Genomic DNA, 26113 nt, shown 5'->3' with positions numbered 1-26113 from the left:
GAATAAGAGGGTAGTACCGTAACAACATGCACGCCATCGTCGCTGAATCAGCCAACCAAATGGTATGGCGGGAAGTACCCGATGTCACAGCAGGCCCCGGCGAGGTACTGATCGAGGTTGCAGCGTCCGGAGTAAACCGCGCCGACGTGCTGCAGGTAGCCGGAAAATATCCGCACCCGCCAGGGGCCAGTGCGATCATCGGCATGGAGGTAGCCGGTGTCGTCGCAGCAGTCAGCTCAGGGGTCACCGAATGGTCTGTTGGACAAGAAGTTTGCGCTTTGCTTGCCGGCGGCGGCTACGCGGAATATGTCGCCGTTCCCGCCAGCCAAGTGATGCCGATCCCCAAGGGGGTCAACGTGGTCGACTCCGCGGGAATACCGGAAGTGGCCTGCACGGTGTGGTCGAACCTGGTGATGGCCGCTCATCTGAGCGCAGGCCAGCTGCTGCTGTTGCATGGCGGTACCAGTGGCATAGGAAGCCACGGGATCCAGGTGGCACGAGCGTTGGGCGCCAAGGTCGCGGTCACCGCTGGATCGGAAGAAAAGCTGGAATTTTGTCGCGCCCTGGGCGCCCAAATTACCATCAACTACCGCGACGAGGACTTCGTCGCACGGCTGCAGCAGCAGAATGGCGGCGCTGACGTAATCCTCGATATCATGGGCGCGGCGTATCTGGACCGCAATATCGACGCCCTTGCCATCGACGGGCAACTTATCGTCATAGGCTTGCAGGGCGGGGTAAAAGGCGAGCTCAACCTCGGCAAGGTGCTGAGCAAACGGGCCCGGATTATCGGCAGTACACTGCGGGCCCGGCCCGTAAACGGCCCGAACAGTAAAAGCGAAATCGTGGCCGCAGTCACGGCCTCGATCTGGCCGATGATCGCCGACGGTTCTGTGCGGCCCATCATCGGAGCACGCATGGCTGTCCAACAGGCGGCTGACGCGCACCAACTGTTGTTGTCAGGGAAGGTTTCCGGGAAGATCGTGCTGACCGTCGCAGGCTCGGGAACCGAGACTTTACTCTCGCGGCACCACTAGCCAAGCGACGCCAGCGTGCGCACTAACTGGTCGACTTCGACCGTCGTCGAATAATGCGCTAGCCCGACAGTAACCGCGCCGCCGATGTCATTTACGCCGAGTACGTCAAGCACACGTGACCTTGGGTCACATATCGCCAGAATTCCGTTGTCAGCCAGGCGCTGCACCACCATGTCTGCAGGAACCCCTTGGTGCACAAAACTGACGACCGGTATCCGCACCTCCGGACGGCCGATCACCATCACCAACGACAAAGATCGCAACGACATCATCAGGTAGTCGAATATCCGGTTCAGATACAAACCGGCGGATTGCATTGACACCGATAATCGTTCGCGCCTGCTGCCACGAGCCGATTCATCAAGTGCAGCAAGGTATTCTATGCTGTCCACTACACCGGCCAGCAGTCCGAACTGATGCAAACCAACCTCCAGACGCGCCGGGCCCGCGGCGTGGGGGTCTGTCGACGCTAAGGTGAAGGTGTCGATCAACCCGGGGTCGCGAAACACCACAGCCCCGATCGGCGGACCGCCCCATGCATGAGCGTTCACCGCCACCACGTCAACCTCGGTCTCGTTGAGATCTAACAGCCGGTAGGGGGAGGCGGCGGAATGATCAACTACGACAAGCCCGCCAACATCGTGAACCAGCTTAGTCATCGCCCGCAGGTCGGTAACGGTACCCAACGTCCCTGACGCTGACGTAACGGCCACCAGTCGGGTCGATTCGCCGATCAGGCTCTCCCACTGCCACGTCGGCAACTCACCGGTCTCGATATCGACCTCGGCCCATTTCACCTTTGCACCGTGGCGGTGTGCCGCCCGCAGCCACGGAGCTATATTCACCTCGTCGTCGAGGCGGCTGACAATCACCTCGTATCCCAGGCCGGCACACGAGGACGACGCTGCGGCCAACGATGACAATAAGACCGCGCGGTCGGCGGCTAACACGACACCAGCTGGGTCCGCGCCGAACAAATCGGCCACCGAGGCACGCGCCGCGGCCAGCACCGCGGCACTGCGCTGCGCGGACGGGTGAGCACCTGATGTGGTGGAGCTGGATCTGCGGAATGCAGTCGACACTGTGGTCGCGACGGAATCTGGAATCAGCATCCCAGCCGGCGCATCGAAATGCACCCAGCCATCACCCAGGGACGGGTGCAGACCGCGCACCCGGGCGGCGTCATATGCCATGCCAGCCACCTTAGAGTTTCGCCATTCCGCGAATTCGCGACGGTAGCGGATACCACTGAAACGGCCAAGCCGTTCCGACCAGTCGAACGTCGCGAGCAAGGTCACCCAGAAAGTCATACTAGTCGAGTGGGACTGTGCTGCGGAACGCTGATCGCATTGTTCTTGCTGATCGTGCCGGAAACAATCGTCGCGCGTTTCGCTGCGCTAACCTGGCCGATAGCTATTGCGGTTAGTCCAGCGTTGACGTACGGCGTGATTGCGCTGGTGATCATTCCTTTTGGCGCGGTCGGAATACCTTGGAACAGTTGGACAGCACTGGCCGCTCTGGTCGCGGTGAGCATGCTGATGATTGCTTTTCGGCTGCTTCTAGTCCGCTACCGCGACACCGCGGCCGAAACCCGAGGTATCAGCGGATGGCCAGCGGTTACGGTGGCGGTTGGAGTATTGCTGGGCGCCCTACTGATTGGCTGGGCAGCCTACCGTGGCCTGCTGCATTGGCAATCCATCCCCAGCACCTGGGACGCGGTCTGGCACGCCAACACTGTGCGTTTTATCCTTGACACCGGCCAGGCGTCGCCCACCCACATGGGTGAACTTCGCAACGTCGAGACGCACTCGGTGCTGTATTACCCGTCAGTGTTGCATGCCCTGGCAGGAGTCTACTGCCAGCTCACCGGGGCGGCACCCACCACCGGCTACACCGTGAGCTCACTGGCAGTGGCGGTTTGGCTGTTTCCGGTCAGCGCAGCTACCCTCACTTGGCATCTGCTGCGCCCAGTTACGACACAAAAACGCGCCGCTGGGGCGTCGGCCACCGCAGCCGCGCTGTCGGCAGCATTCACCTCGGTCCCCTATGTCGAGTTCGGTGTCGCCGCGATGCCGAACCTGGCGGCTTACGGGGTCGCGGTACCAACGATGGTCTTGATCACCTCGACGTTGCGCCACCGCGATCGCATACCGGTGGCCATTCTGGCACTGGTGGGCACCTTCTCGGTACATCTCACTGGCGGGATCGTCGTCAGCCTTTTCCTGTTGGGTTGGTGGTTAATGAACGCGCTATTGCATCCAGTGCGCAGCCGGGCAGCCGACGCGCGGACCCTGGCCGCCGTAGTGATGCCGACAGCGCTGATACTGGCGCCGCAGTTCATCGCGGTGTTAAACCAGGCCGACATTATCGCCGGGCACTCATTCCCCAGCTTCAAGAGCGTGAAACAAGGCGTGATCGATGCACTTCTTTTGCACACTCGCCACCTCAACGATTTCCCTATACAATACGGCTTGGTGGTGTTAGCCGCCATTGGCATGGCAATCCTTCTGTACCAAAAAATCTGGTGGCCCTCGATAGCCTGGCTGGTGTTGACCGTGGCGACTGTCTACTCGGCGGCACCGTTTCGCGGCCCGATCGGCTCCGCCATAGAAAGTTTCAGCCAGTTCTTCTACAATGACCCGCGACGGCTCTCGGCCGTGGTGACCATGCTGCTGACGCCGATGGCAGGCATCGCGTTGTTCGCCGGGGTACTACTCCTGGTCGTCGGCGCTCGACGAGTCACTGCCCGGTTCACCGCGCTGCCCAGACCCGTATGGACAACGGCCACCGTGGTGCTGCTGGTGGCGGCCACCGTGTTAACCGCCTGGCACTATCTTTTTCGACATCTAGTCCTGTTCGGCGATAAATACGACTCGGTGATGGTCAACCAAAAAGATCTCGACGCCATGTCCTACTTGGCCACCCTTCCGGGTGCACACAACACCATCATTGGCAACTCCAATACCGACGGCAGCTCCTGGATGTACGCGGTGGCCGACCTGCATCCGCTATGGACCCACTACGACTTCCCGCAACAGACGGGACCGGGCTATTTCCGTTACGCCTTCTGGGCTTACGCGCGCACTGGCAATCCGTGGGTAGTCGAAGCGGTCCGAGTGTTCAATATTCGCTACATCCTGACCACCAGCCCGACGGTGCAAGGGTTTGCCATACCCGACGGACTAGTGTCACTAGAGGAATCGAAGTCGTGGACGAAAATTTACGACAACGGTGCTGCCCGGATCTTCGAGTGGAGCGGGAACGCCACAGCGACCCGCGCCTAGAAAGTACGAAAAAGGATGGTGTTTGGATTGAATAACGACAACGACGACAGCATCGAGATCATCGGCGGGGTCGATCCGCGGACCATGGCGACCCGCGGCGAGGATGAAAGCAGGGACTCCGACGAACCTTCCCTAACCGACCTGGTCGAGCAGCCCGCCAAGGTGATGCGAATAGGCACCATGATAAAGCAACTGCTCGAGGAAGTGCGTGCCGCGCCTCTAGACGAAGCCAGCCGCAACCAGCTGCGCGAGATCCACGCCACCAGCATCCGGGAGCTTGAGGACGGCCTGGCGCCCGAACTACGCGAGGAACTCGACCGGCTCACCCTGCCATTCAACGAGAGTACAGCACCGTCGAATGCCGAGTTGCGCATCGCGCAGGCTCAGCTGGTCGGCTGGCTGGAAGGACTGTTCCACGGCATCCAGACCGCACTGTTCGCTCAACAGATGGCCGCACGTGCACAGCTGGAGCAAATGCGCCACAGCGCATTGCCACCGGGCATGGGCAAACCAGGACAAGCCGGCGGTCAAGGTACTGGACAGTACCTGTAAGCCGATTGAAAGTCGTTCATGGTGGAGGGTCCTCATATCGAGACAAACAATGCGTGGGTGGAATTTCCCATTTTCGACGCCAAGGCGCGTTCGTTGAAAAAAGCCGTTCTGGGTAAGGCGGGCGGCACCATTGGGCGCAACAACTCCAACGTCGTCGTCATCGAGGCATTGCGGGACATCACGATGTCGCTAAGCGTAGGTGACCGAGTGGGTTTGGTTGGGCACAACGGTGCCGGGAAATCGACGCTGCTGCGCCTGCTTTCGGGCATCTACGAGCCCACCCGAGGTTGGGCGAAGGTCACCGGCCGAGTAGCACCGGTTTTCGACCTCGGGATTGGCATGGACCCCGAGATCTCCGGCTACGAGAACATCATAATCCGCGGCCTGTTCCTCGGGCAGACCCGAAAGCAGATGCTGGGCAAGGTGGACGAGATCGCTGAGTTCACTGAGCTCGGCGATTACCTGTCGATGCCGCTACGCACGTATTCCACCGGGATGCGAGTCAGACTAGCGATGGGCGTGGTCACTAGCATCGACCCCGAGATCCTGTTACTCGATGAAGGGATCGGCTCGGTGGACACCGACTTCCTGAAGAAAGCACAATCCCGGCTGCAGAGCTTGGTGGAACGCTCTGGAATCTTGGTCTTCGCTAGCCACTCCAACGAGTTCCTGGCCCGATTGTGCAAGACCGCGATGTGGATCGACCACGGAGTCATCGAGCTCAGCGGCGGCATCGAAGACGTAGTGCGTGCCTACGAAGGCGAGGACGCAGCCCGGCATGTGCGCGAGGTGATAGCCGAAACTGCCTCCGCGCAAAACGCTTCCGGAGATGAGTGAATCCGTCTGCGCCGTCGTGGTTACCCACCGGCGTCCCGGCGAGCTAGCCAAGGCGTTGGATGTGCTGAGCACCCAGACCCGGTTACCTGATCACTTGATCGTGGTGGATAACGACGGTGCTGAACACAGCCGGGTGCGCGATCTTGTTGACGGTCAACCAATCCCAACCACTTACTTGGGTTCACGCAAAAACCTAGGAGGGGCAGGAGGTTTCGCGCTAGGAATGTTGCACGCTCTGACGCTGGGCGCTGATTGGGTTTGGCTGGCCGACGACGACGGGATCCCGCAGGACACCCGGATGCTTGCGACCCTCTTGGCATGCGCCGATAAGTACGGCCTAGCTGAGGTGTCACCGATGGTGTGTAGCCTGGACGATCCGGAACTGCTTGCGTTTCCGTTGCGGCGCGGCCTAGGCTGGCATAGGCGAGCAAGCGAATTGCGTACCAAAGAGGGGCAAGATCTGCTGCGGGGTATCGCATCGCTATTCAACGGCGCGCTGTTTCGGGCGTCCACCTTAGACTCGATCGGCGTTCCGGATATGCGACTGTTCATACGAGGCGACGAGGTGGAGTTGCATCGGCGGCTGGCACGTTCCGGCCTGCCATTCGGGACCTGCCTGGAGACAATCTACCTACATCCCTGTGGATCCGACGAGTTCCGGCCGATCCTGGGCGGCCGCATGCACACCCAGTATCCCGACGACCCCATCAAGCGATTCTTCACTTACCGAAACCGCGGCTACCTGATGGCACAACCGGGTCTGCGCAAGCTGGTAGCCCAAGAGTGGTTTCGGTTCAGCTGGTTCTTCCTCGTTATCCGCCGCGACCCCAAGGGGCTACGAGAGTGGATTCGCTTGCATCGCTTGGGACGTCGCGAGAATTTCGGTAAGCCCGACATGAGAGGATCATCATGACGCGCACCGTCGACGATGAAGAGCAAAACAATGAGGAGGAGCAGCGCAAATGACATTTGTCGATGCGGCAGCACAGTCACGCACTCTTGCTCGCGCCCGAAGTGATCTGATCGAGGGCTTACACCGCCACGAACTGTGGTTACACCTGGGCTGGCAGGATATCAAGCAGCGCTACCGCCGCTCGGTGCTAGGACCGTTCTGGATCACCATCGCGACCGGGACCACCTCCATTGCGATGGGCGGGCTGTATTCGAAGTTGTTTCACCTGGACCTATCTGTGCACCTGCCATACGTCACTCTTGGGTTGATCATCTGGAATTTGATCAACGCCGCAATCCTGGAAGGCGCTGAAGTGTTCGTCGCGAATGAGGGCCTGATCAAACAGTTACCCACACCGTTGAGCGTGCATGTCTACCGACTGGTGTGGAGACAGACGATCTTGTTCACGCACAATATCATCATCTATCTCGTCGTTGGGATCCTCTTCCCTAAACCGTGGTCTTGGGCCGATCTGTCGGTCTTTCCGGCGCTGGCGTTGGTAATCCTCAATAGTGTGTGGGTGTCACTGTGTTTCGGCATCCTGGCAACTCGCTACCGTGACATCGGCCCCTTGCTGTTCTCAGTCGTGCAGTTGTTGTTTTTTATAACGCCAATCATCTGGAACGACGACGCGCTGCGGCAACAGGGCGAGGGACGCTGGTCAAGCATAGTCGAACTTAACCCACTGCTGCACTACCTCGATATCGTGCGTGCACCACTGTTGGGTGCTCACCAAGAGCTGCGGCATTGGGCAGTGGTGGTGACGCTAACAGCCGCTGGGTGGCTCTTAGCGGCGTTCGCGATGCGGCAATACCGCGCCCGGGTGCCCTACTGGGTGTAATCCCAGTAGGGCACCCGCCGAAAAGGCTCACCCGACTGGAAATCGGACTGGTTTCACAGAGCGAGCAGCATCTCGCCGGAAAATCCGAACAATGTTGCATGACACACCCTTCCGCGATTAGTAGTATCGCAGACCACACTCAACGTGAGGTCGGTGGCCGAATTACTATGCATTCGGCCAAGCCCAACAACAGAAGATAGAACCGTCAACAGAGTCAGGATCCCGGTAAATGACTGGCTGCAAAATGCTTGTCGCATATTGACGACGACTGCGTCGGGCCGAGGTAACAGCGAAAAGCGACGAATCGAATTCTTGGTACACATGAGTAATCCAGTAACCCAAGACTGGACAAAGCAAGCTGGACGTTCGACGACAAGGGAGGCACCGGAACGCCGCAAAAGGTCGATAATCGTGAACGAAGCAGTCCAATCTATGGTTCTGACAGATGCGGCGCGGAATCACCTTTCCGCTGAGCTAGACCGGCTGTGGCAGCGCAGCGATCCCCTCGAGGTCGAGGTCACGAACGACCTCAGCATAGTCGGCGATCACGGAAACTCGGCCGAAAAAATACCAACGAACTGATGAACGCGTCGATTTGGTTAGGCACCGTCTTCCGGAGCCGATTTGGGCAGACCCTAACCAAGACGCCAACCGGGGCAACACAGTGACCCATTCCAAACTGCAAGGAACAAACCTGGTCCAGTTACTGGCCCCACCTAGACACTACACCGCGCAATCGCCCAGAACCCAGCAGCCCCTATATAGACTCGCCCCCAATGGAACCCCCAGAATCTATGGCCACGTCGCACCAGCATTTGCACCTGCCGAGGCACGTGCTGCGCTTCATCGTCACCGGGAGCTTGGCAACGGCGGTCGACTTCAGCGTCTACGTGACACTCTATCGTGGGGGGGGCTTGCAAGTCGACCTGGCGAAATTCACCAGCGTCGTCATAGGGACTATCACCTCCTACATGATCAACCGCCGATGGACGTTCCAGATGTCACCGAGCACCACCCGGTTCGCAGCGGTCATGGCTCTCTACGGGATCACTTTCGCTGTGCAGATGGGGCTCAATCATCTCTGCCTTTTCCTGTTCCACTACCAAGAGCCATGGGCGATACCCATCGCCTTCGTGATTGCACAGGGTCTGGCCACGGTGATCAATTTCATTGTACAACGGGTCGTAATCTTCCGGATCCGCTAAACTAGCCCGGACTACCGGGAAGAAAAATCCCGCATCGTCGCAGAACCAAGCGGTACTCTCTTTGACGATGTTGAACATGGGAGTTTCCACCACCGCAACCCGGCTGACCGGATGGGGGCGTACTGCACCGTCGGTGGCAAACGTGCTCAGCACCCCTGATGCCGAGCTGATATCCAAGGTAGTGGCCCGGGTCGCCGATGCCGACGGCCGGGGGGTGATAGCCCGCGGGCTAGGCCGGTCCTACGGCGACAATGCGCAAAACGGTGGTGGGTTAGTGATCGACATGACCCCGCTGAACACCATCCACTGCATAAACACCGACACCAAGTTGGCCGACGTCGACGCCGGCGTCAACCTGAACAAGCTGATGAAAGCGGCCCTGCCATTCGGCCTGTGGATACCGGTGTTGCCGGGAACCCGACAGGTAACCATCGGCGGTGCGATCGCGTGCGACATCCACGGCAAAAACCATCACAGCGCGGGCAGCTTCGGCAACTATGTGCGCAGCATGGACTTGCTGACCGCCAGTGGCGAAGTGCGGCGACTCACGCCAACAGGCAAGGATTCCGAACTGTTCTGGGCCACCGTCGGTGGGAACGGCCTAACCGGCATCATCATGCGCGCTACCATCGAAATGATGCCGACCGAGACAGCCTATTTCATCGCTGACGGCGACATCACCGGTAGCCTCGACGAAACCATCGCATTGCATAGCGACGGCAGCGAGGCTGACTACACCTACTCCAGCGCTTGGTTCGACGCCATCAGCGCTTCCCCGAAACTGGGCCGTGCGGCGGTATCACGCGGCTGCTTAGCCAGGCTGGACCAGTTGCCCGCAAAGCTGCGGCGCAATCCACTGAAATTTCATGCACCACAATTACTTACCTTGCCCGATGTTTTTCCGAACGGGTTGGCCAACAAATATACCTTCATGCCGATCGGTGAACTCTGGTACCGCAAGTCTGGCACCTACCGAGGCAAGATCCAGAACCTGACACAATTTTACCACCCGTTGGACATGTTCGGCGAATGGAACCGCGCCTACGGCGCAGCAGGATTCCTACAATACCAGTTCGTGATACCCACCGAAGCGGTCGACAAGGTCAAGAGGATCATCGGTGACATGCAAGGCAGCGGTCACTATTCATTTCTGAACGTGTTTAAGCTGTTCGGCCCCGGAAACCAGGCACCGCTGAGTTTCCCGATCCCAGGCTGGAATATCTGCGTGGACTTCCCGATCAAATCCGGACTCAACGAATTTGTCAACAAGCTGGACCGCCGGGTCATGGAACTCGGAGGGCGACTCTACACCGCCAAGGACTCCCGTACCACCGCTGACACCTTTCACGCCATGTACCCGCGCATCGACGAGTGGATCGCTGTGCGCCGCAAGGTCGACCCCTTGCGGGTTTTCTCCTCCGACATGGCCCGACGTTTGGAGTTGCTCTAAATATGGTGCTCGACGCCGTAGGACATCCGCAGACAGTGCTGCTGCTCGGGGGGACCTCCGAAATAGGACTGGCCATCTGCAAGCGCTACCTGCGCAACGCCCCTGCGCGGATCGTGCTAGCCGCCATGCCCGACGATCCGAACCGTGAAGACGCGGTAGCACAGATGACGGCCGTGGGCGCGAGGTCAGTGGAGCTGATCGACTTCGAGGCGCTAGACACCGACAGTCATCCGAGAATGATCGAGCAGGCATTTACCGGCGGTGACGTCGATGTGGCCATTGTCGCGTTCGGTTTACTCGGCGACGCAGAAGAGCTGTGGCAGAACCAAAGCAAGGCTGTGCAGATCGCTGAAATCAACTACACCGCAGCAGTTTCTGTGGGAGTGCTGCTCGGCGAGAAGATGCGCGCGCAGGGGTTCGGCCAGATTATTGTCATGAGTTCAGCCGCCGGAGAGCGGGTGCGACGGTCCAACTTCGTCTACGGTTCCACCAAGGCTGGCCTGGACGGGTTCTACCTAGGATTGTCAGAGGCTTTACACGAGTACGGAGTTCACGTTCTGGTTATCCGTCCAGGCCAGGTGCGCACCCGAATGAGCGCGCATGTCAAAGAAGCACCGCTGACTGTCAACAAGGAGTACGTAGCCGACCTCGCGGTTACCGCAGCCGCTAAAGGTAAGGAATTGGTTTGGGCACCAGCAACATTCCGTTATGTGATGATGGTGTTACGACACATCCCGCGAAGCATCTTCCGCAAACTACCAATCTGACCATGCGCAATGCACTGGCCAGCTTCGGCCAGATTGTGTTGGCCGCCGTGGTGGCGAGCGGAGTGGCTGCAGTGTCGCTGATTGCCATTGCCCGGGTACATTGGCCAGCTTTTCCATCATCCAACCAGCTGCATGCACTAACTACCGTCGGCCAGGTTGGTTGCCTGACCGGGCTGCTGGCCGTTGGCGGGGTGTGGCAGGCAGGGCGATTCCGGCGCCTCGCGCAACTCGGTGGGCTGGTGTTCGTGTCTGCCTTCACCGTCGTGACGCTAGGCATGCCGCTAGGAGCCACCAAGCTATATCTATTCGGCATCTCCGTCGACCAACAGTTCCGCACCGAATATCTGACCAGGCTCACCGACAGCGCTGCCCTGCAAGACATGACATATCTAGGGCTGCCGCCTTTCTACCCGCCGGGCTGGTTCTGGATCGGCGGCCGCGTCGCAGCGCTGACAGGAACCCCAGCCTGGGAAATATTCAAGCCGTGGGCAATCACGTCCATCACTATCGCGGTCGCCATCACGCTGGTGCTGTGGTGGCAGATGATCCGCTTCGAATACGCCCTGCTAGTCACCATCGCCACCGCGGCAGTAACACTGGTCTACAGCTCGCCGGAACCCTACGCCGCAATGATCACGGTGCTGCTGCCGCCCGCTCTGGTTCTGACGTGGTCGGGTTTGCGTGCCGCGGAGCGTGAGGCTGACCGTACGCTTGGTAATAAACGAGGGTGGGCCACGGTAGTCGGCGCCGGCATTTTCCTCGGCTTCGCCGCCACCTGGTATACGCTGCTGCTGGCCTACACCGCTTTCACGGTGGTGCTGATGACCCTGCTGCTGGCCACGGCGCTCTGCCGCCGTGCAGGTTTCCGGGCGACCTTCGACCCGCTGCGCCGGCTGGCCGGCATCGTCGTCATTGCGGCGGCCATCGGGGCCATCACCTGGCTGCCGTTCTTGGCCCGGGCAGCCCATGACCCGGTCAGCGACACCGGCAGCGCCCAGCACTACCTGCCAGCCGACGGCGCCGAACTCGCCTTCCCGATGCTGCAGTTCTCTCTGCTTGGGATGATCTGCATGCTGGGTACCCTGTGGCTGATAGTACGCACGAGCTCGTCGGTGCGGGCTAGTGCACTAATGATCAGCGTGCTGGCCGTCTACCTGTGGTCACTGCTGTCGATTCTGACCACATTGGCGCGCACCACGCTGCTGTCGTTCCGACTACAACCAACACTGACCGTGCTCCTAGTGACCGCCGGCGTGTTCGGGTTCATCGAAACTGCTCAATCGTTAGCCAAGCACAACCGCGCCGTACTCTCGGTCGCCAGCGCCATCGGACTGGCAGGGGCAATCGCGTTCAGCCAAGACATCCCCAACGTGCTGCGCCCGGATCTCACCATTGCTTACACCGACACCGACGGCCACGGCCAGCGCGGAGATCGGCGGCCACCGGGCTCCGAAAAATACTACTGGGCCATCGACGAGGCCGTCCTGCACATCACCGGTAAACCACGCGATCAGACTGTCGTGCTTACCGCCGACTACAGCTTTCTGGCTTACTATCCTTACTGGGGCTTTCAGGGATTGACATCGCACTACGCCAACCCGCTGGCGCAATTCGACCTGCGAGCAGCACAAATTCAGCAATGGTCCAGGCTGACGACGGCCAGCGAGCTTATCCATGCACTGGACACGCTGCCCTGGCCGCCGCCGACGGTATTCGTCATGCGCCACGGCGCAGGTAACACCTACACCTTGCGATTAGCCAAGAACGTGTACCCCAACCAGCCCAACGTACGCCGCTATACCGTCGACCTGCCGGCGGCACTCTTCGCGGACCAGCGTTTCGCTGTACAAGACATCGGCCCGTTTGTGCTAGCCATCCGCAAGCCGATGGGTAACGCCTGATGGCTATAGACACCGCGTCTGACGCGATCCAACAACTAGCCCAATCGCCTTGTTCTCCCCCACAAATCAAGTAGTAACCCCACCTCGCTCCGCAGCGGGGTGGGGATTGGCACAGAGCTAGCATAAACCTCCGTGAGCGGCGCGGGAGCAAACTACTGGATCGCTCGCCTCCTTGCCGTGATCGCCGGCCTGCTCGGGGCCTTGCTAGCGATGGCAACCCCGTTCCTACCGGTCAACCAGAACACCGCCCAATTGAACTGGCCGCAGAACAGCACGTTCGAGAGCGTCGAGGCACCGCTGATCGGGTATGTAGCCACCGGACTGAACGTCACCGTGCCGTGTGCAGCCGCGGCCGGGCTGACTGGGCCGCAGAGCGCAGGCCAGACCGTGCTGTTGTCGACTGTGCCCAAACAGGCCCCGAAGGCCGTCGATCGGGGGCTACTCATACAGCGCGCCAACGACGACCTGGTGCTCGTGGTCCGCAACGTTCCGGTGGTCAGTGCCCCGATGAGCCAGGTGCTCAGCCCAGCCTGCCAACGCTTGACGTTCGCCGCGTACTTCGACAAGATCACTGCCGAGTTCGTCGGGTTGACGTACGGGCCCAATGCCGAGCATCCCGGTGTGCCATTGCGCGGCGAACGCAGCGGCTATGACTTCCGCCCACAGATCGTCGGGGTGTTCACCGATCTGTCCGGACCGATTCCGACAGGCCTAAACTTCTCCGCGACCATCGACACTCGCTACAGCAGCAGCCCCACACTTTTGAAGACGATCGCGATGATCCTCGGAGTGGTGCTTACTATAGTTGCTTTAGTCGCCCTTCATCTCCTTGACACCGCTGATGGCACTCAGCACCGGCGGTTACTACCGTCCCGATGGTGGTCCATCGGCTGTTTAGATGGCCTGGTCATCACCATACTAGCATGGTGGCATTTCGTTGGCGCCAACACATCCGACGATGGCTACATCTTGACGATGGCCCGAGTATCCGAGCATGCCGGCTACATGGCCAATTATTACCGGTGGTTCGGCACACCCGAGGCACCGTTCGGCTGGTACTACGACCTTCTGGCACTGTGGGCGCACGTGACTACCACCAGCGCCTGGATGCGGGTGCCGACCCTGGCTATGGCACTGACATGCTGGTGGCTAATCAGTCGGGAAGTCATTCCCCGACTGGGGCACGCCGCCAAGGCCAGCCGCGCCGCGGCGTGGACTGCGGCGGGCATGTTCCTCGCGGTGTGGTTGCCACTGGACAACGGCCTGCGACCGGAGCCAATCATCGCCCTGGGAATTCTGTTGACCTGGTGTTCGGTGGAGCGCGCGGTGGCCACCAGCCGGTTGCTGCCGGTGGCGGTCGCCTGCATTGTCGGTGCACTGACCCTATTCTCCGGGCCAACGGGTATCGCCTCAATTGGCGCACTGCTGGTCGCCGTCGGGCCATTGTTGACCATCCTGCAACGCCGCTCCAAGCAGTTTGGAGCGGTGCCGTTGGTGGCGCCCATCCTGGCTGCGTCCACGGTCACCGCGATTCTGATCTTCCGAGACCAGACGTTCGCCGGCGAGAGCCAGGCCAGCTTGCTCAAGCGCGCCGTCGGGCCCAGCCTGAAGTGGTTTGACGAGCACATCCGTTACGAACGACTGTTCATGGCCAGCCCCGACGGTTCGGTCGCCCGCCGCTTCGCCGTGCTGGCGTTGCTCGTAGCACTATCGGTGGCGGTGGCAATGTCGTTGCGCAAGGGTCGAATTCCGGGCCTTGCAGCCGGGCCCAGTCGACGCATCATCGGCATCACCGTCACCTCGTTTCTGGCGATGATGTTCACCCCAACCAAATGGACACACCACTTCGGAGTGTTCGCCGGGCTGGCCGGCTCACTAGGGGCACTAGCTGCGGTCGCAGTAGCCAGTGCGGCACTACGGTCCCGACGCAACCGTACCGTGTTCGCCGCTGTGGTGCTGTTCGTGGTGGCGTTGTCTTTCGCAAGCGTCAACGGCTGGTGGTACGTCTCCAATTTCGGTGTGCCATGGTCAAATTCGTTCCCAAAGCTGCGATGGTCTCTAACCACCGCCCTACTCGAGCTCACGGTGATAGTGCTGCTGTTGGCAGCATGGTTTCACTTCGTTGCTACCACCAACGGTTCTGCCAAAACCAGATTCGGAGTACGAATAGACAGAATCGTTCAGTCCCCAATAGCAATTGCGACCTGGTCACTGGTCATATTCGAGGTAGCATCACTAACCATGGCGATGATCGGCCAGTACCCGGCATGGACGGTGGGAAAGTCCAACCTGCAGGCGTTAACCGGACAAACCTGTGGACTGGCCGAAGAAGTTTTGGTCGAGCAGGATCCCAACGCCGGCATGTTGCTCCCGGTGTCCACCCCGGTAGCCGACGCACTAGGGTCGAGCTTAGCGGAAGCCTTCACAGCCAACGGAATTCCAGCCGACGTGTCAGCCGACCCAGTTATGGAACCCCCGGGCGACCGCAGTTTCGTCAAAGAAAACGGGATGACCACCGGCGGCGAAGCCGGCAACGAGGGTGGCACCAATGCCACACCAGGAATCAACGGCTCCCGCGCCCAGCTGCCCTACAACTTGGATCCGGCTCGCACACCGGTGTTGGGCAGCTGGCAGTCCGGCATTCAAGTGGTCGCCAGACTGCGGTCTGGCTGGTACCGACTACCAGCACGGGACAAGGCCGGTCCGTTGCTGGTCGTGAGTGCAGCAGGGCGCTTCGATCACCACGAAGTCAAACTGCAATGGGCCACCGATAGCGGAGCAGCAAGCGGACAGCCCGGTGGGGCATTCCAATTCTCTGATGTCGGGGCATCGCCGGCCTGGCGTAACCTACGGCTTCCCCTGTCGGCGATCCCGAGTATGGCGACCCAGATCCGCTTAGTCGCCGACGACGAAGATTTGGCGCCACAGCATTGGATTGCACTTACGCCACCACGGATTCCGCAGTTGCGCACCCTGCAGGATGTGGTCGGCTACCAGGACCCAGTATTCCTGGACTGGCTGGTGGGTCTGGCATTCCCCTGCCAACGGCCGTTCGACCATCAATATGGGGTCGACGAAACGCCGAAGTGGCGTATTCTTCCTGACCGATTCGGCGCCGAAGCCAACTCACCGGTTATGGATAATAACGGCGGTGGGCCGCTGGGCGTCACTGAGTTGCTGTTAAAGGCGACCACAGTAGCCAGCTACCTCAAAGACGACTGGTCACGCGACTGGGGTGCATTGCAGCGCTTGACGCCCTACTACCCTAACGCCCAGCCCGCTCGTTTGTCGCTAGGCACAACCACTCGCAGCGGTCTGTGGAACCCTGCACCACTCCGCCATTAGAGCGTCATCCGGGATCACTCCGGAAACGAGGCGCAAAATGCGTGCTCGACATCCGCCACGAGACATTCAGTTGCCTCCGCTCTCTGCCGGATTCCTCCCTAATCAGTCATTGAGCAACCCCTATCCGTACGCCTATCCCTAACCACCTACCGAGATACCAGGACTTGGCTAGCCCTTGGCCGCCGGTACATGACGAGCGCCTTGTGCACGGCCCATTGGCTGTCAGTGAATTAGCCCACGACCTGCAAGTCAGCAGGCTGGCCTATACGCAGCACCGCAAAATGCTCAAATCCACCGGATAGGTCGGGCATCACGAATTGATTTCCTTTGGACACCTACGTTTAGAGCGTCCACCGTTAGCCAAGACCAGATCCAATAGAGACAACTCGCGACACAACCGCGAATTCCCACCGTCCAGCACCAGGTTGTCGCCAACACTCCGAGCTATCGCGCATTCGCTGTCTTCATCGAGCAGTTCGGCGATTTCAAGCCGCGTGAGCACAACCTGCTGGCCGTCCCAATCGCCAAGACAGTATTCAAGCCTCGGGTGGGAGGGGCATTATCCATGACCACGACATTGACAGCAGCGAATGCCGATGGGCGCGCGTATCAGTCTACGAGTCTCCCCACCAGGTAATGCTCAACTAGGGCATCGGTCCGATCTAGCAGTTGGAAACTTATTGGTAAAAAAAACCAGAGAAAATCTTAAGTGCACTTTACCCCGGTGTCTGACCAGAGCACGCGCGGCAACTTCGATTGAATACACGGACGCGGCCCAAAGATCACCGGTCCCGGACGCAGCATTTTTGATGGCGATGTCCGGCCGGCCCGCGGCTATCTCCGAAGCTCGACAGCGCCGGAAAGGCCACCCGGGCCGCACAGCTAGGTCAGTCCAGCTAAGGTCTGCATCGCCCCGCGTCCTCACCGGACATAGCGGCGTCGCTTACGATCGACCCTCGTGCCCCACGACGGTCATGAACCACCGCAGCGGATCATACGGTTGATCGCCGTCGGTGCAGGAATTACGGGGCTGCTATTATGCGCCGTGGTTCCGTTGCTGCCGGTCAAACAAACCACAGCGACGATCCGGTGGCCGCAAAGCGCCACCAGGGATGGCTGGGTAACCCAAATAACTGCGCCACTGGTGTCCGGAACGCCACGCGCGCTAGATATCTCCATTCCTTGCTCGGCCATGGCTACCTTACCCGACAGCGTAGGACTGGTGGTCTCCACGCTGCCCTCCGGTGGTGTGGATACCGGCAAAAGCGGGCTCTTCGTGCGCGCCAACAAAAACGCGGTCGTCGTTGCATTCCGGGATTCGGTAGCCGCGGTAGCACCACGCCCAGCGGTGGCCGCTGGCAACTGTAGCGTCTTGCACATCTGGGCCAACACCCGCGGCGCAGGCGCGAATTTTGTCGGCATACCAGGGGCCGCAGGAATTTTAACAGCTGAGAAAAAACCACAGGTAGGTGGGATCTTCACCGACCTGAAAGTGCCCGTACAACCCGGGCTGTCGGCCCACATAGACATCGACACCCGCTTCATCACGGCGCCTACCGCGATCAAGAAGATCGCGGTAGGCGTGGGTGCGGCGGCGGTCCTGATCGCCATACTCGCGCTGTCGGCCCTGGACCGACGCAACCGGAACGGCCACCGCCTGATCAACTGGCGGGTGTCGATGGCTTGGCTGGCCCAGTGGCGCGTCATCCTGGCGACTCCCCCACGAGCAGGAGGTGCCTCCAGGATCGCGGACGGGGGAGTACTCGCGACGCTACTGTTGTGGCACATCATTGGCGCCACCTCGTCGGACGACGGCTATAATCTGACCGTAGCGCGAGTCTCGTCGGAGGCCGGCTATTTAGCCAACTATTACCGATACTTCGGTGCGACGGAGGCGCCGTTCGATTGGTATTTCACCGTGCTGGCCAAATTAGCGTCGGTAAGTACCGCCGGTGTGTGGATGCGGATACCGGCCACGCTAGCCGGTATCGCATGCTGGCTCATAATCAACCATTGGGTGCTGCGGCGGCTGGGCCCCGGAACGGGTGGTCTGTCGACCAACCGGGTGGCAGTGCTCACCGCGGGTGCGATGTTCCTGGCCGCGTGGCTGCCGTTCAACAACGGGCTGCGTCCTGAGCCGCTGATTGCGCTCGGTGTGCTGTTCACATGGGTGCTGGTGGAACGCGCCATCGCACTGCGGCGACTGGCTTCGGCCGCAACTGCGGCGGTGGTCGCTATCCTGACCGCTACCCTGGCACCACAAGGGTTGATCGCTATCGCGGCACTGCTAACCGGGGCGCGGGCCATCACCCAGACGATACGCCGACGCCGGACGACTGACGGATTGCTGGCACCACTGCTGGTGCTCGCGGCGTCTCTTTCGCTGATCACCCTGGTGGTGTTCCATAGTCAAACGCTGGCCACAGTCGGTGAGTCGGCGCGCATCAAGTACAAAGTCGGTCCGACGATCGCCTGTTACCAAGACTTCCTGCGCTACTACTTCCTCACGGTGGAGTCCAACGCCGACGGCTCAATGACCCGGCGGTTCCCGGTGCTGGTGCTGTTGTTGTGCATGTTCGGGGTGCTGGTGGTGTTACTGCGCCGAAGCCGGGTACCGGGGTTGGCCAGCGGCCCGACCTGGCGGCTTATCGGCACCACCGCGACCAGCCTGCTGCTGTTAACGTTCACGCCCACCAAGTGGGCCATCCAGTTCGGTGCGTTAGCTGGATTGACCGGCACGTTCGGTGCTATTGCCGCGTTCGCCTTCGCCCGGATCAGCCTACACACCCGCCGCAATCTGACGGTGTACATTACCGCGCTGCTGTTCGTACTGGCGTGGGCCACCGCCGGCATCAATGGCTGGTTTGGCGTTAGCAATTACGGGGTTCCTTGGTTCGACATCCAGCCCGTCATCGCCGGCCACCCGGTGACGTCGATATTCCTGACATTGTCAATCCTGACCGGGTTACTGGCCGGAGGGCAGCACTTCCGGCTCGACTACGCGAAACACACCGAAGTCAAAGACACCCGCCGCAACCGCTTTCTGGCGACGACCCCGCTGGTGGTGGTCGCGACAACCATGGTCCTATGCGAAGTCGGCTCGCTGGCCAAGGGAGCCGTGGCCCGCTACCCACTCTACACCACTGCCAAGGCCAACCTGGCCGCACTCCGGTCCGGACTCGCACCCAGCGTCTGCGCGATGGCCGATGATGTACTGACCGAGCCCGACCCCAATGCCGGGATGCTGCAGCCAGTTCCGGGACAAATCTTCGGTCCTACCGGGCCGCTGGGCGGGATGAATCCCATCGGCTTCAAACCCGAAGGCGTGAACGACGATTTGAAATCCGATCCGGTGGTGAGCAAACCCGGACTGGTTAACTCCGACGCTTCCCCCAACAAACCCAACGTCACTTTCAGTGACTCTGCGGGCACCGCCGGCGGCAAAGGCCCGGTGGGGGTTAACGGGTCGCATGTGGCGCTGCCGTTCGGCCTGGATCCGGACCGCACACCGGTGATGGGCAGCTACGGCGAAAACACACTCGCCGCCTCGGCCACCTCAGCCTGGTATCAGCTGCCGCTCCATTGGAAAGAAAGCATCGCGGACCGGCCGCTGGTGGTAGTTTCCGCAGCCGGTGCCATCTGGTCCTATAAAGAGGACGGCAACTTCATCTACGGACAATCGCTCAAACTGCAGTGGGGTGTCACCCGTCCCGACGGCATCATCCAGCCACTCGCGCAGGTGATGCCGATCGATATTGGGCCGCAGCCGGCATGGCGCAATCTGCGGTTCCCGCTGACCTGGGCGCCACCGGAAGCCAATGTGGCACGCGTCGTGGCTTACGATCCGAACCTAAGCCCGGATCAATGGCTGGCATTCACTCCGCCGCGGGTGCCGGTCTTACAAACTCTGCAGCAGTTACTTGGGTCGCAGACCCCGGTGCTGATGGACATCGCTACGGCGGCGAACTTCCCCTGCCAGCGGCCATTCTCCGAACACCTTGGCATCGCCGAACTCCCGCAGTACCGCATACTACCCGACCACAAGCAGACAGCTGCATCGTCGAACCTGTGGCAATCCAGCGAGGCCGGCGGCCCGTTCTTGTTCCTGCAGGCGTTACTGCGAACCTCGACGATTTCAACGTACCTGCGGGACGACTGGTACCGGGACTGGGGATCGGTGGAACAGTATTACCGGCTAGTACCCGCCGACCAGGCACCAGAAGCCGTTGTGAAGCAGGGCATGATCACAGTGCCTGGCTGGATCCGTCGAGGACCGATTAGGGCGCTGCCATGAGTGTGATATACCGCGCACACCGAGTCGCAATCGCAAACCGCACTGCCAGCCGCAATGTGCGGGTGGCGCGTTGGGTTGCTGCCATCGCCGGGCTGATCGGCTTCGTGTCGTCGGTCGTGACACCGCTGCTGCCGGTGGTGCAGACGACCGCGACGCTGAATTGGCCGCAGAACGGCCAATTGAATAGCGTTACGGCGCCCTTGATTTCGTTAACACCGGTCGACATAACCGCCACCGTACCGTGCGCTGTGGTCGCCGCCTTGCCGCCTAGCGGCGGGGTGGTCCTGGGTACCGCGCCCAAGCAGGGGAAAGACGCCAACCTCAACGCGTTGTTCATCGACGTCAACAGTCAGCGGGTGGACGTCACCGACCGCAATGTAGTGATCCTGAGTGTGCCGCGCAATCAGGTGGCCGGGGACGCAGGCGCACCCGGATGTTCCAGCATCGAGGTCACATCGACGCACGCCGGCACCTTCGCCACCTTCGTCGGGGTAACCGATTCAGCCGGAAATCCGCTGCGTGGCGGCTTTCCAGATCCGAACCTACGCCCGCAGATCGTCGGGGTGTTCACCGATCTGACCGGTGGCGCGCCGTCCGGATTGAGGCTCTCGGCGACCATTGACACCCGGTTCTCTAGCACGCCAACGACACTAAAACGGTTTGCTATGATGTTGGCGATCATTACTACCGTCGGCGCCCTGGTCGCACTGTGGCGCCTCGACCAGTTGGATGGCCGGCGAATGCGTCGGCTCATTCCGGCCAGGTGGAGCATGTTCACACTGGTCGACGTCGCGGTGATATTCGGGTTCTTGCTGTGGCATGTGATCGGCGCGAACTCCTCCGATGACGGCTATCAGATGCAGATGGCGCGCACCGCCGACCACTCCGGTTACATGGCGAACTATTTCCGCTGGTTCGGCAGCCCAGAAGACCCCTTCGGGTGGTATTACAACCTGCTAGCGCTTATGATCCATGTCAGCGACGCCAGCATGTGGATCCGCTTGCCCGACTTAATCTGTGGAGTGGCATGCTGGCTACTCTTGTCTCGCGAAGTCCTGCCACGACTAGGTCCCGCGATTGTAGGCTTCAAACCCGCGTTGTGGGCCGCCGGGTTGGTGTTGTTAGCGGCGTGGATGCCCTTCAACAACGGGCTGCGTCCTGAAGGCCAAATCGCCCTGGGCGCGCTAATAACGTATGTGCTCATCGAGCGGGCAATCACCTACGGCCGCATGACACCGGTGGCGCTGGCGACGCTGACTGCGGCGTTCACAATAGGTATCCAGCCTACCGGGCTGATCGCGGTGGCAGCATTGCTGGCTGGCGGCCGGCCGATGCTGTACATTTTGGTGCGCAGGCATCGCGCCGTCGGAGCCTGGCCGCTGGTAGCTCCACTGCTAGCTGCTGGCACCGTTGTTCTCACGGTGGTATTCGCCGAGCAGACGCTGTCAACGGTGTTGGAGGCCACCAAGGTTCGAACCGCAATCGGTCCTGCACAGGCATGGTACACAGAGAACTTGCGCTATTATTACCTCATCCTGCCCACCGTCGACGGTTCACTGTCACGCCGATTCGGCTTCTTGATCACCGCGCTGTGCCTGTTCACTGCGGTGTTAATCACATTGCGGCGCAAACAGATTCCTGGCGTAGCGCGTGGTCCGGCGTGGCGTCTCATCGGCACCATCCTGGGCACCATGTTCTTCTTGACATTCGCCCCAACCAAGTGGGTGCATCACTTCGGACTGTTTGCCGCGTTAGGCGCCGCGGTGGCCGCGTTGACAACTGTGCTGGTGTCACATGAGGTACTGCGGTGGTCTCGTAATCGGATGGCGTTCCTGGCGGCACTGTTATTCGTCATGACGTTGTGCTTCGCAACCACCAACGGCTGGTGGTATGTCTCTAGCTACGGCGTTCCGTTCAACAGTGCCATGCCACGCATTGACGGAATAACTTTCAGCACAATATTTTTCATACTTTTTGCTATTGTCGCGCTCTATGCGTACTATTTGCATTTCACAAACACCGGGCATGGGGAAGGTCGGCTGATCCGGACGTTGACAGTGTCTTTCTGGGCGCCTATCCCGTTCGCAGCCGGGTTAATGACGTTGGTGTTCATAGGATCGATGGTGGCCGGGATCGTGCGACAGTACCCTACCTACTCCAACGGGTGGGCCAATATACGGGCGTTGACCGGCGGCTGCGGCCTGGCCGACGACGTACTCGTCGAGCCGGACAGCAACGCGGGCTACATGACGGCGCTGCCCAGCAACTACGGCCCGCTGGGGCCGCTGGGTGGAGTCAACGCGATCGGCTTCACAGCGAACGGGGTGCCGGAACACACGGTGGCCGAGGCGATTCGAATAACCCCCAATCAGCCTGGCACCGACTACGACTGGGAAGCCCCGACGAAGTTGAAAGCGCCGGGCATCAACGGATCAGTGGTCCCGCTGCCCTACGGCCTTAACCCCAATAAGGTGCCGATTGCAGGCACCTACACCACTGGTGCGCAACAACAGAGCAGACTTACCTCCGCCTGGTACCAACTGCCTAAACCCGACGACAGACATCCTCTGGTGGTGGTAACTGCCGCCGGCAAAATCACCGGTAACAGCGTGTTGCATGGACACACGTATGGGCAGACCGTCGTGCTGGAATACGGCGACCCCGGGCCCAACGGCGGCCTGGTTCCAGCGGGACGATTAGTTCCCGACGATCTGTACGGCGAGCAACCAAAAGCCTGGCGCAACCTGCGCTTCGCACGATCCCAGATGCCCTTCGACGCGGTTGCGGTCCGAGTTGTGGCCGAGAACCTCTCTCTGACACCGGAAGACTGGATCGCGGTGACCCCCCCGCGGGTGCCGGAACTACGCTCACTGCAGGAGTACGTCGGCTCGTCGCAGCCGGTTTTGCTGGACTGGGAGGTAGGGCTGGCGTTCCCGTGTCAGCAGCCGATGCTGCACGCTAACGGCGTCACCGATATTCCGAAATTCCGCATCACACCCGACTACTCAGCTAAAAAAATAGATACCGACACCTGGGAAGACGGCGCCAACGGCGGCCTGTTGGGGATCACCGACCTACTACTGCGGGCCCATGTAATGTCCACGTACCTGGCCCGCGACTGGGGCCGCGACTGGGGCTCACTACGTAAGTTCGACCCCCTTGTGGATACCCATCCCGCGCAACTCGACTTGGACACCGCTACCCGCAGCGGATGGTGGTCACCGGGCAAGATCCGGATTAAACCGTGACTTCTTACACCGGGCCATCCGGGCAGAAACCGCTAGGACGCGCTCTATCGTGCAGGCGTGCCCCGCCGGGTTCCGGCGATACTGATGAATATATCGAAGTTGGAACGCTTTGTCCAGCAACGCATGTCGTGTCGAAACCAGTCTGGGGCATACGTCGCTGGCGATTACGGTCAGAGCAGCCGCCTTAGTGCGCAAACGAGTAGATGTTGAGAACAGCTCGACCGCCGCTACCGTCGGCAGTCCTATACATCTTCCCCAATCAAAACTCGGCGCCGATGAAAGACGCCGTGGCAGAAATGAACAATATGGACATTGATCTCACTAGGGGACAGCATGCCCGGTAGTTTCCTCGGCAACCTGGTGTCTCCGGTGCTCGGCGTCAGCGTGGAAACGTTCTTTGCCACCTATTCGCGCCCAAAGCTGAATTGAGACAACATCGCCGAATTACGAAAACGGACTCGGCCACCGATCCCGCTGAAGGGCATTCAGCATCCCAAAGACGCCCACCGGGCCGGCCGGACTCGGCGTCAAAAGCATCGACGTATCGAACCACCATTGGACAACAAATAGATTCCCTCATAGGGGCAGCCGATGCGCTGGTTGACATCGTCCACCACAGTCGGAGAATTTATTCGACTCGGGCATATCAAAAGCGGTGCGGACATCTTCAAGGCTCTGGAGCTAGACGCAAACGTGGTTACCGCCAGCAGACCCACATAGCGCCGGTCTGCCGTCGTGGGGTAACCGAAGTGCTTCAAAACCTGATTGGGGAATTCGATCCCACCCTGATCCTTACCGTCCTGCTACCGACCACCGAATTGAGCACGACCCATACCTCGAGTGTGAGATGAAATCCCCCGTCAAGAAAGGGACGGTTTAGGATGTTATGGGAAGTGCTGTTGCAGTGCGTATGTGATGATTTTTCCATTGAACTTGCAGAGGTACCGTCGGTTATCGCGCCGAAGAAATCAAGGGCAGCCAGGTGGATCATCAAAGCGATTTCTTCCCCTAGAGTGGTATGAGGACTAATCTGATGCATGCGGCGCCAACAACAGCGTTATGTGCATAAAGCACGGCTAGATTTCAACTGTATAGATATCTTCCCTGCCTCTGATGAGCATATCTTTTTTTGCGATTGACGCTAGTCAGATATCCCTAGGAGCTGATTCGGGCGAAATCCACAACGTACAGCCAACCATCGGTGAACGCATCAGCGGTAGCGACGAGGTTATTCCAGTAGCCGGAGATCGCTTTGCGCCGCCTACCCATAGCTCGCCGCCATGGCTAGGGCCCGAAGACTTTCTAGTGTAAGCGACAACAATCATTTCTCCAGTAGAAAACGCCAAACACAGCTATCGAAGTGGGCGAAATACGCTTGTCCGGTGCGACGTCTTGCCAGGTGTCGGTCATCAAGTGTGCTAGCAATGATGCGGGGGCGTCGCCATAGGAGCCTCGGCGGTATCGTTGACAAATCGAACTGTGCACGGTCGCGATCATGCAAAATATGGTAAACTGGAGAGTATACCACCCTATGCTGGTGCATCGTTAATGCTCAATATGGTTGCCGCCTATGCACAGCCCAACGTGCAGAAGTATATACTGGCCCAATTCCACTCCGGAGAATGTGTGGGCGACGGCGCAGCTACTGGCTGAACGAACCGGCGACTCCGATCTGGAAGACCGGAGAAAAAGCTCGGCGAGTCGCTTAACGCGGCGGGAACACATCGCTGCTAAACGGCTTCAAGTGGTTTACGTCGAATTACGCAGAGGAGGCGGTATCGTACTGGCCAACCCCTAGGACACATCCAACTCTCCCCATGGCGTCGTCACTTTCTCGTGCTGCGCGCCTTCCGCGACGTTTACGCAACAGTGTCCGGGGGCCCCGACTTCAAAGTCAAGGCTCGCCCCATCGGTCGTGACCGATGGGGGAATTCGTCAATGCGGAAGCCAAGCGGTGATGCGAGTCCCGTCTACGGCGATGGACTCGGCTGCACGAAGGGAGAGCTGGCCAACACCGCGTGGAGCGATATCACCTGGGTCGATCTAGGTAAAGCATGCCGAGCCCTGGTAGAGTCACTGTGTCATGCTTTGGAAGCGGCAGACTATTCAATTCATCGTGGCGAATGCGGACAAACAAACCGTTGCCATCGCCCGGATTATCCCGATAACGCCATACCCAATAACATACGGCAACGCATTGCGGTAGCCATCACCGAACTGAAGGTGTGGGCCGTCTTGGGATCATCGCGCAGGTGACAGCCACATCGAGAACTGGTCGGTTCACCGGCTGCTGCGTGATACGCACATGAACACCATCGGGTAGAGCTTCGACAACATTCTGTATCTCGATGGCCGGCATAGTATTACTTATATGCAATAGACAGAATAGACTCACGCACA

Annotated in this window: 14 protein-coding genes; 13 read left to right on the top strand and 1 reads right to left on the bottom strand. The window is 60.0% G+C overall.

Features of this window, described 5'->3' with window-relative positions; translation table 11 throughout:
- The first annotated feature begins 26 nt into the window (after positions 1–26).
- Positions 27–1037 (top strand): NAD(P)H-quinone oxidoreductase, encoded by a 1011-nt coding sequence (locus ML_RS00575; RefSeq protein ID WP_010907539.1) that lies wholly within the window; start codon positions 27–29, stop codon positions 1035–1037.
- Here the strand turns inward: ML_RS00575 and ML_RS00570 are convergent.
- Positions 1034–2230, bottom strand: a complete 1197-nt coding sequence (locus ML_RS00570; protein WP_010907538.1) for a cysteine desulfurase-like protein — start codon at positions 2228–2230, stop codon at positions 1034–1036. The two genes, ML_RS00575 and ML_RS00570, sit on opposite strands and share 4 nt — an antisense overlap.
- Positions 2231–2356: 126 nt before the next feature.
- On the opposite strand from ML_RS00570, the gene ML_RS00565 reads away from it, so the two are divergent.
- The 12 genes from ML_RS00565 (at position 2357) to ML_RS00510 (ending at position 23713) form a co-directional block, all read left to right on the top strand.
- Complete coding sequence (locus tag ML_RS00565) at positions 2357–4321, top strand: DUF6541 family protein (protein ID WP_010907537.1); 1965 nt, start codon at positions 2357–2359, stop codon at positions 4319–4321.
- 15 nt (positions 4322–4336) lie between these two features.
- Positions 4337–4873, top strand: a complete 537-nt coding sequence (locus ML_RS00560) for a bacterial proteasome activator family protein (protein WP_041322286.1) — start codon at positions 4337–4339, stop codon at positions 4871–4873.
- A gap of 18 nt (positions 4874–4891) precedes the next feature.
- Complete coding sequence (gene wzt, locus ML_RS00555; RefSeq protein WP_010907535.1) at positions 4892–5710, top strand: galactan export ABC transporter ATP-binding subunit Wzt/RfbE; 819 nt, start codon at positions 4892–4894, stop codon at positions 5708–5710.
- Entirely contained in the window at positions 5703–6623 is a 921-nt protein-coding gene (gene glfT1 / locus ML_RS00550) for a galactofuranosyltransferase GlfT1 (RefSeq protein WP_041322284.1), read from the top strand. Before wzt ends, glfT1 begins: the two co-directional genes overlap by 8 nt.
- Before the next feature lie 49 nt (positions 6624–6672).
- Positions 6673–7503, top strand: a complete 831-nt coding sequence (gene wzm / locus ML_RS00545; RefSeq protein WP_010907533.1) for a galactan export ABC transporter permease subunit Wzm/RfbD — start codon at positions 6673–6675, stop codon at positions 7501–7503.
- Between the two features lie 776 nt (positions 7504–8279).
- Positions 8280–8708 carry a GtrA family protein gene (locus ML_RS00540; protein ID WP_049769610.1) on the top strand — a complete coding sequence of 143 codons (429 nt, stop codon included), beginning with the start codon at positions 8280–8282 and terminating at the stop codon, positions 8706–8708.
- Positions 8709–8775: 67 nt separating this feature from the next.
- The gene (locus ML_RS00535; protein ID WP_010907531.1) at positions 8776–10158 is read left to right on the top strand and encodes an FAD-binding oxidoreductase; all 1383 of its coding nucleotides are present in this window, start codon (positions 8776–8778) and stop codon (positions 10156–10158) included.
- A gap of 2 nt (positions 10159–10160) precedes the next feature.
- Positions 10161–10925 (top strand): decaprenylphospho-beta-D-erythro-pentofuranosid-2-ulose 2-reductase, encoded by a 765-nt coding sequence (locus tag ML_RS00530; protein ID WP_010907530.1) that lies wholly within the window; start codon positions 10161–10163, stop codon positions 10923–10925.
- A gap of 2 nt (positions 10926–10927) precedes the next feature.
- Positions 10928–12826: a galactan 5-O-arabinofuranosyltransferase gene (locus tag ML_RS00525; protein WP_010907529.1), complete on the top strand. Its 1899-nt coding sequence runs from the start codon at positions 10928–10930 to the stop codon at positions 12824–12826.
- A 132-nt stretch (positions 12827–12958) separates the two neighbouring features.
- Positions 12959–16171: an arabinosyltransferase domain-containing protein gene (locus tag ML_RS00520; protein ID WP_010907528.1), complete on the top strand. Its 3213-nt coding sequence runs from the start codon at positions 12959–12961 to the stop codon at positions 16169–16171.
- Between the two features lie 958 nt (positions 16172–17129).
- Entirely contained in the window at positions 17130–20465 is a 3336-nt protein-coding gene (locus ML_RS00515; protein WP_010907527.1) for an arabinosyltransferase domain-containing protein, read from the top strand.
- Positions 20462–23713, top strand: a complete 3252-nt coding sequence (locus ML_RS00510; protein ID WP_010907526.1) for an arabinosyltransferase domain-containing protein — start codon at positions 20462–20464, stop codon at positions 23711–23713. Before ML_RS00515 ends, ML_RS00510 begins: the two co-directional genes overlap by 4 nt.
- Positions 23714–26113: the final 2400 nt, after the last annotated feature.

Source organism: Mycobacterium leprae TN, assembly GCF_000195855.1.
GTDB classification, from domain to species: domain Bacteria; phylum Actinomycetota; class Actinomycetes; order Mycobacteriales; family Mycobacteriaceae; genus Mycobacterium; species Mycobacterium leprae.
Note: the sequence above shows the minus strand (reverse complement) of the source record. Positions and strands in the feature narration are given on the sequence as shown.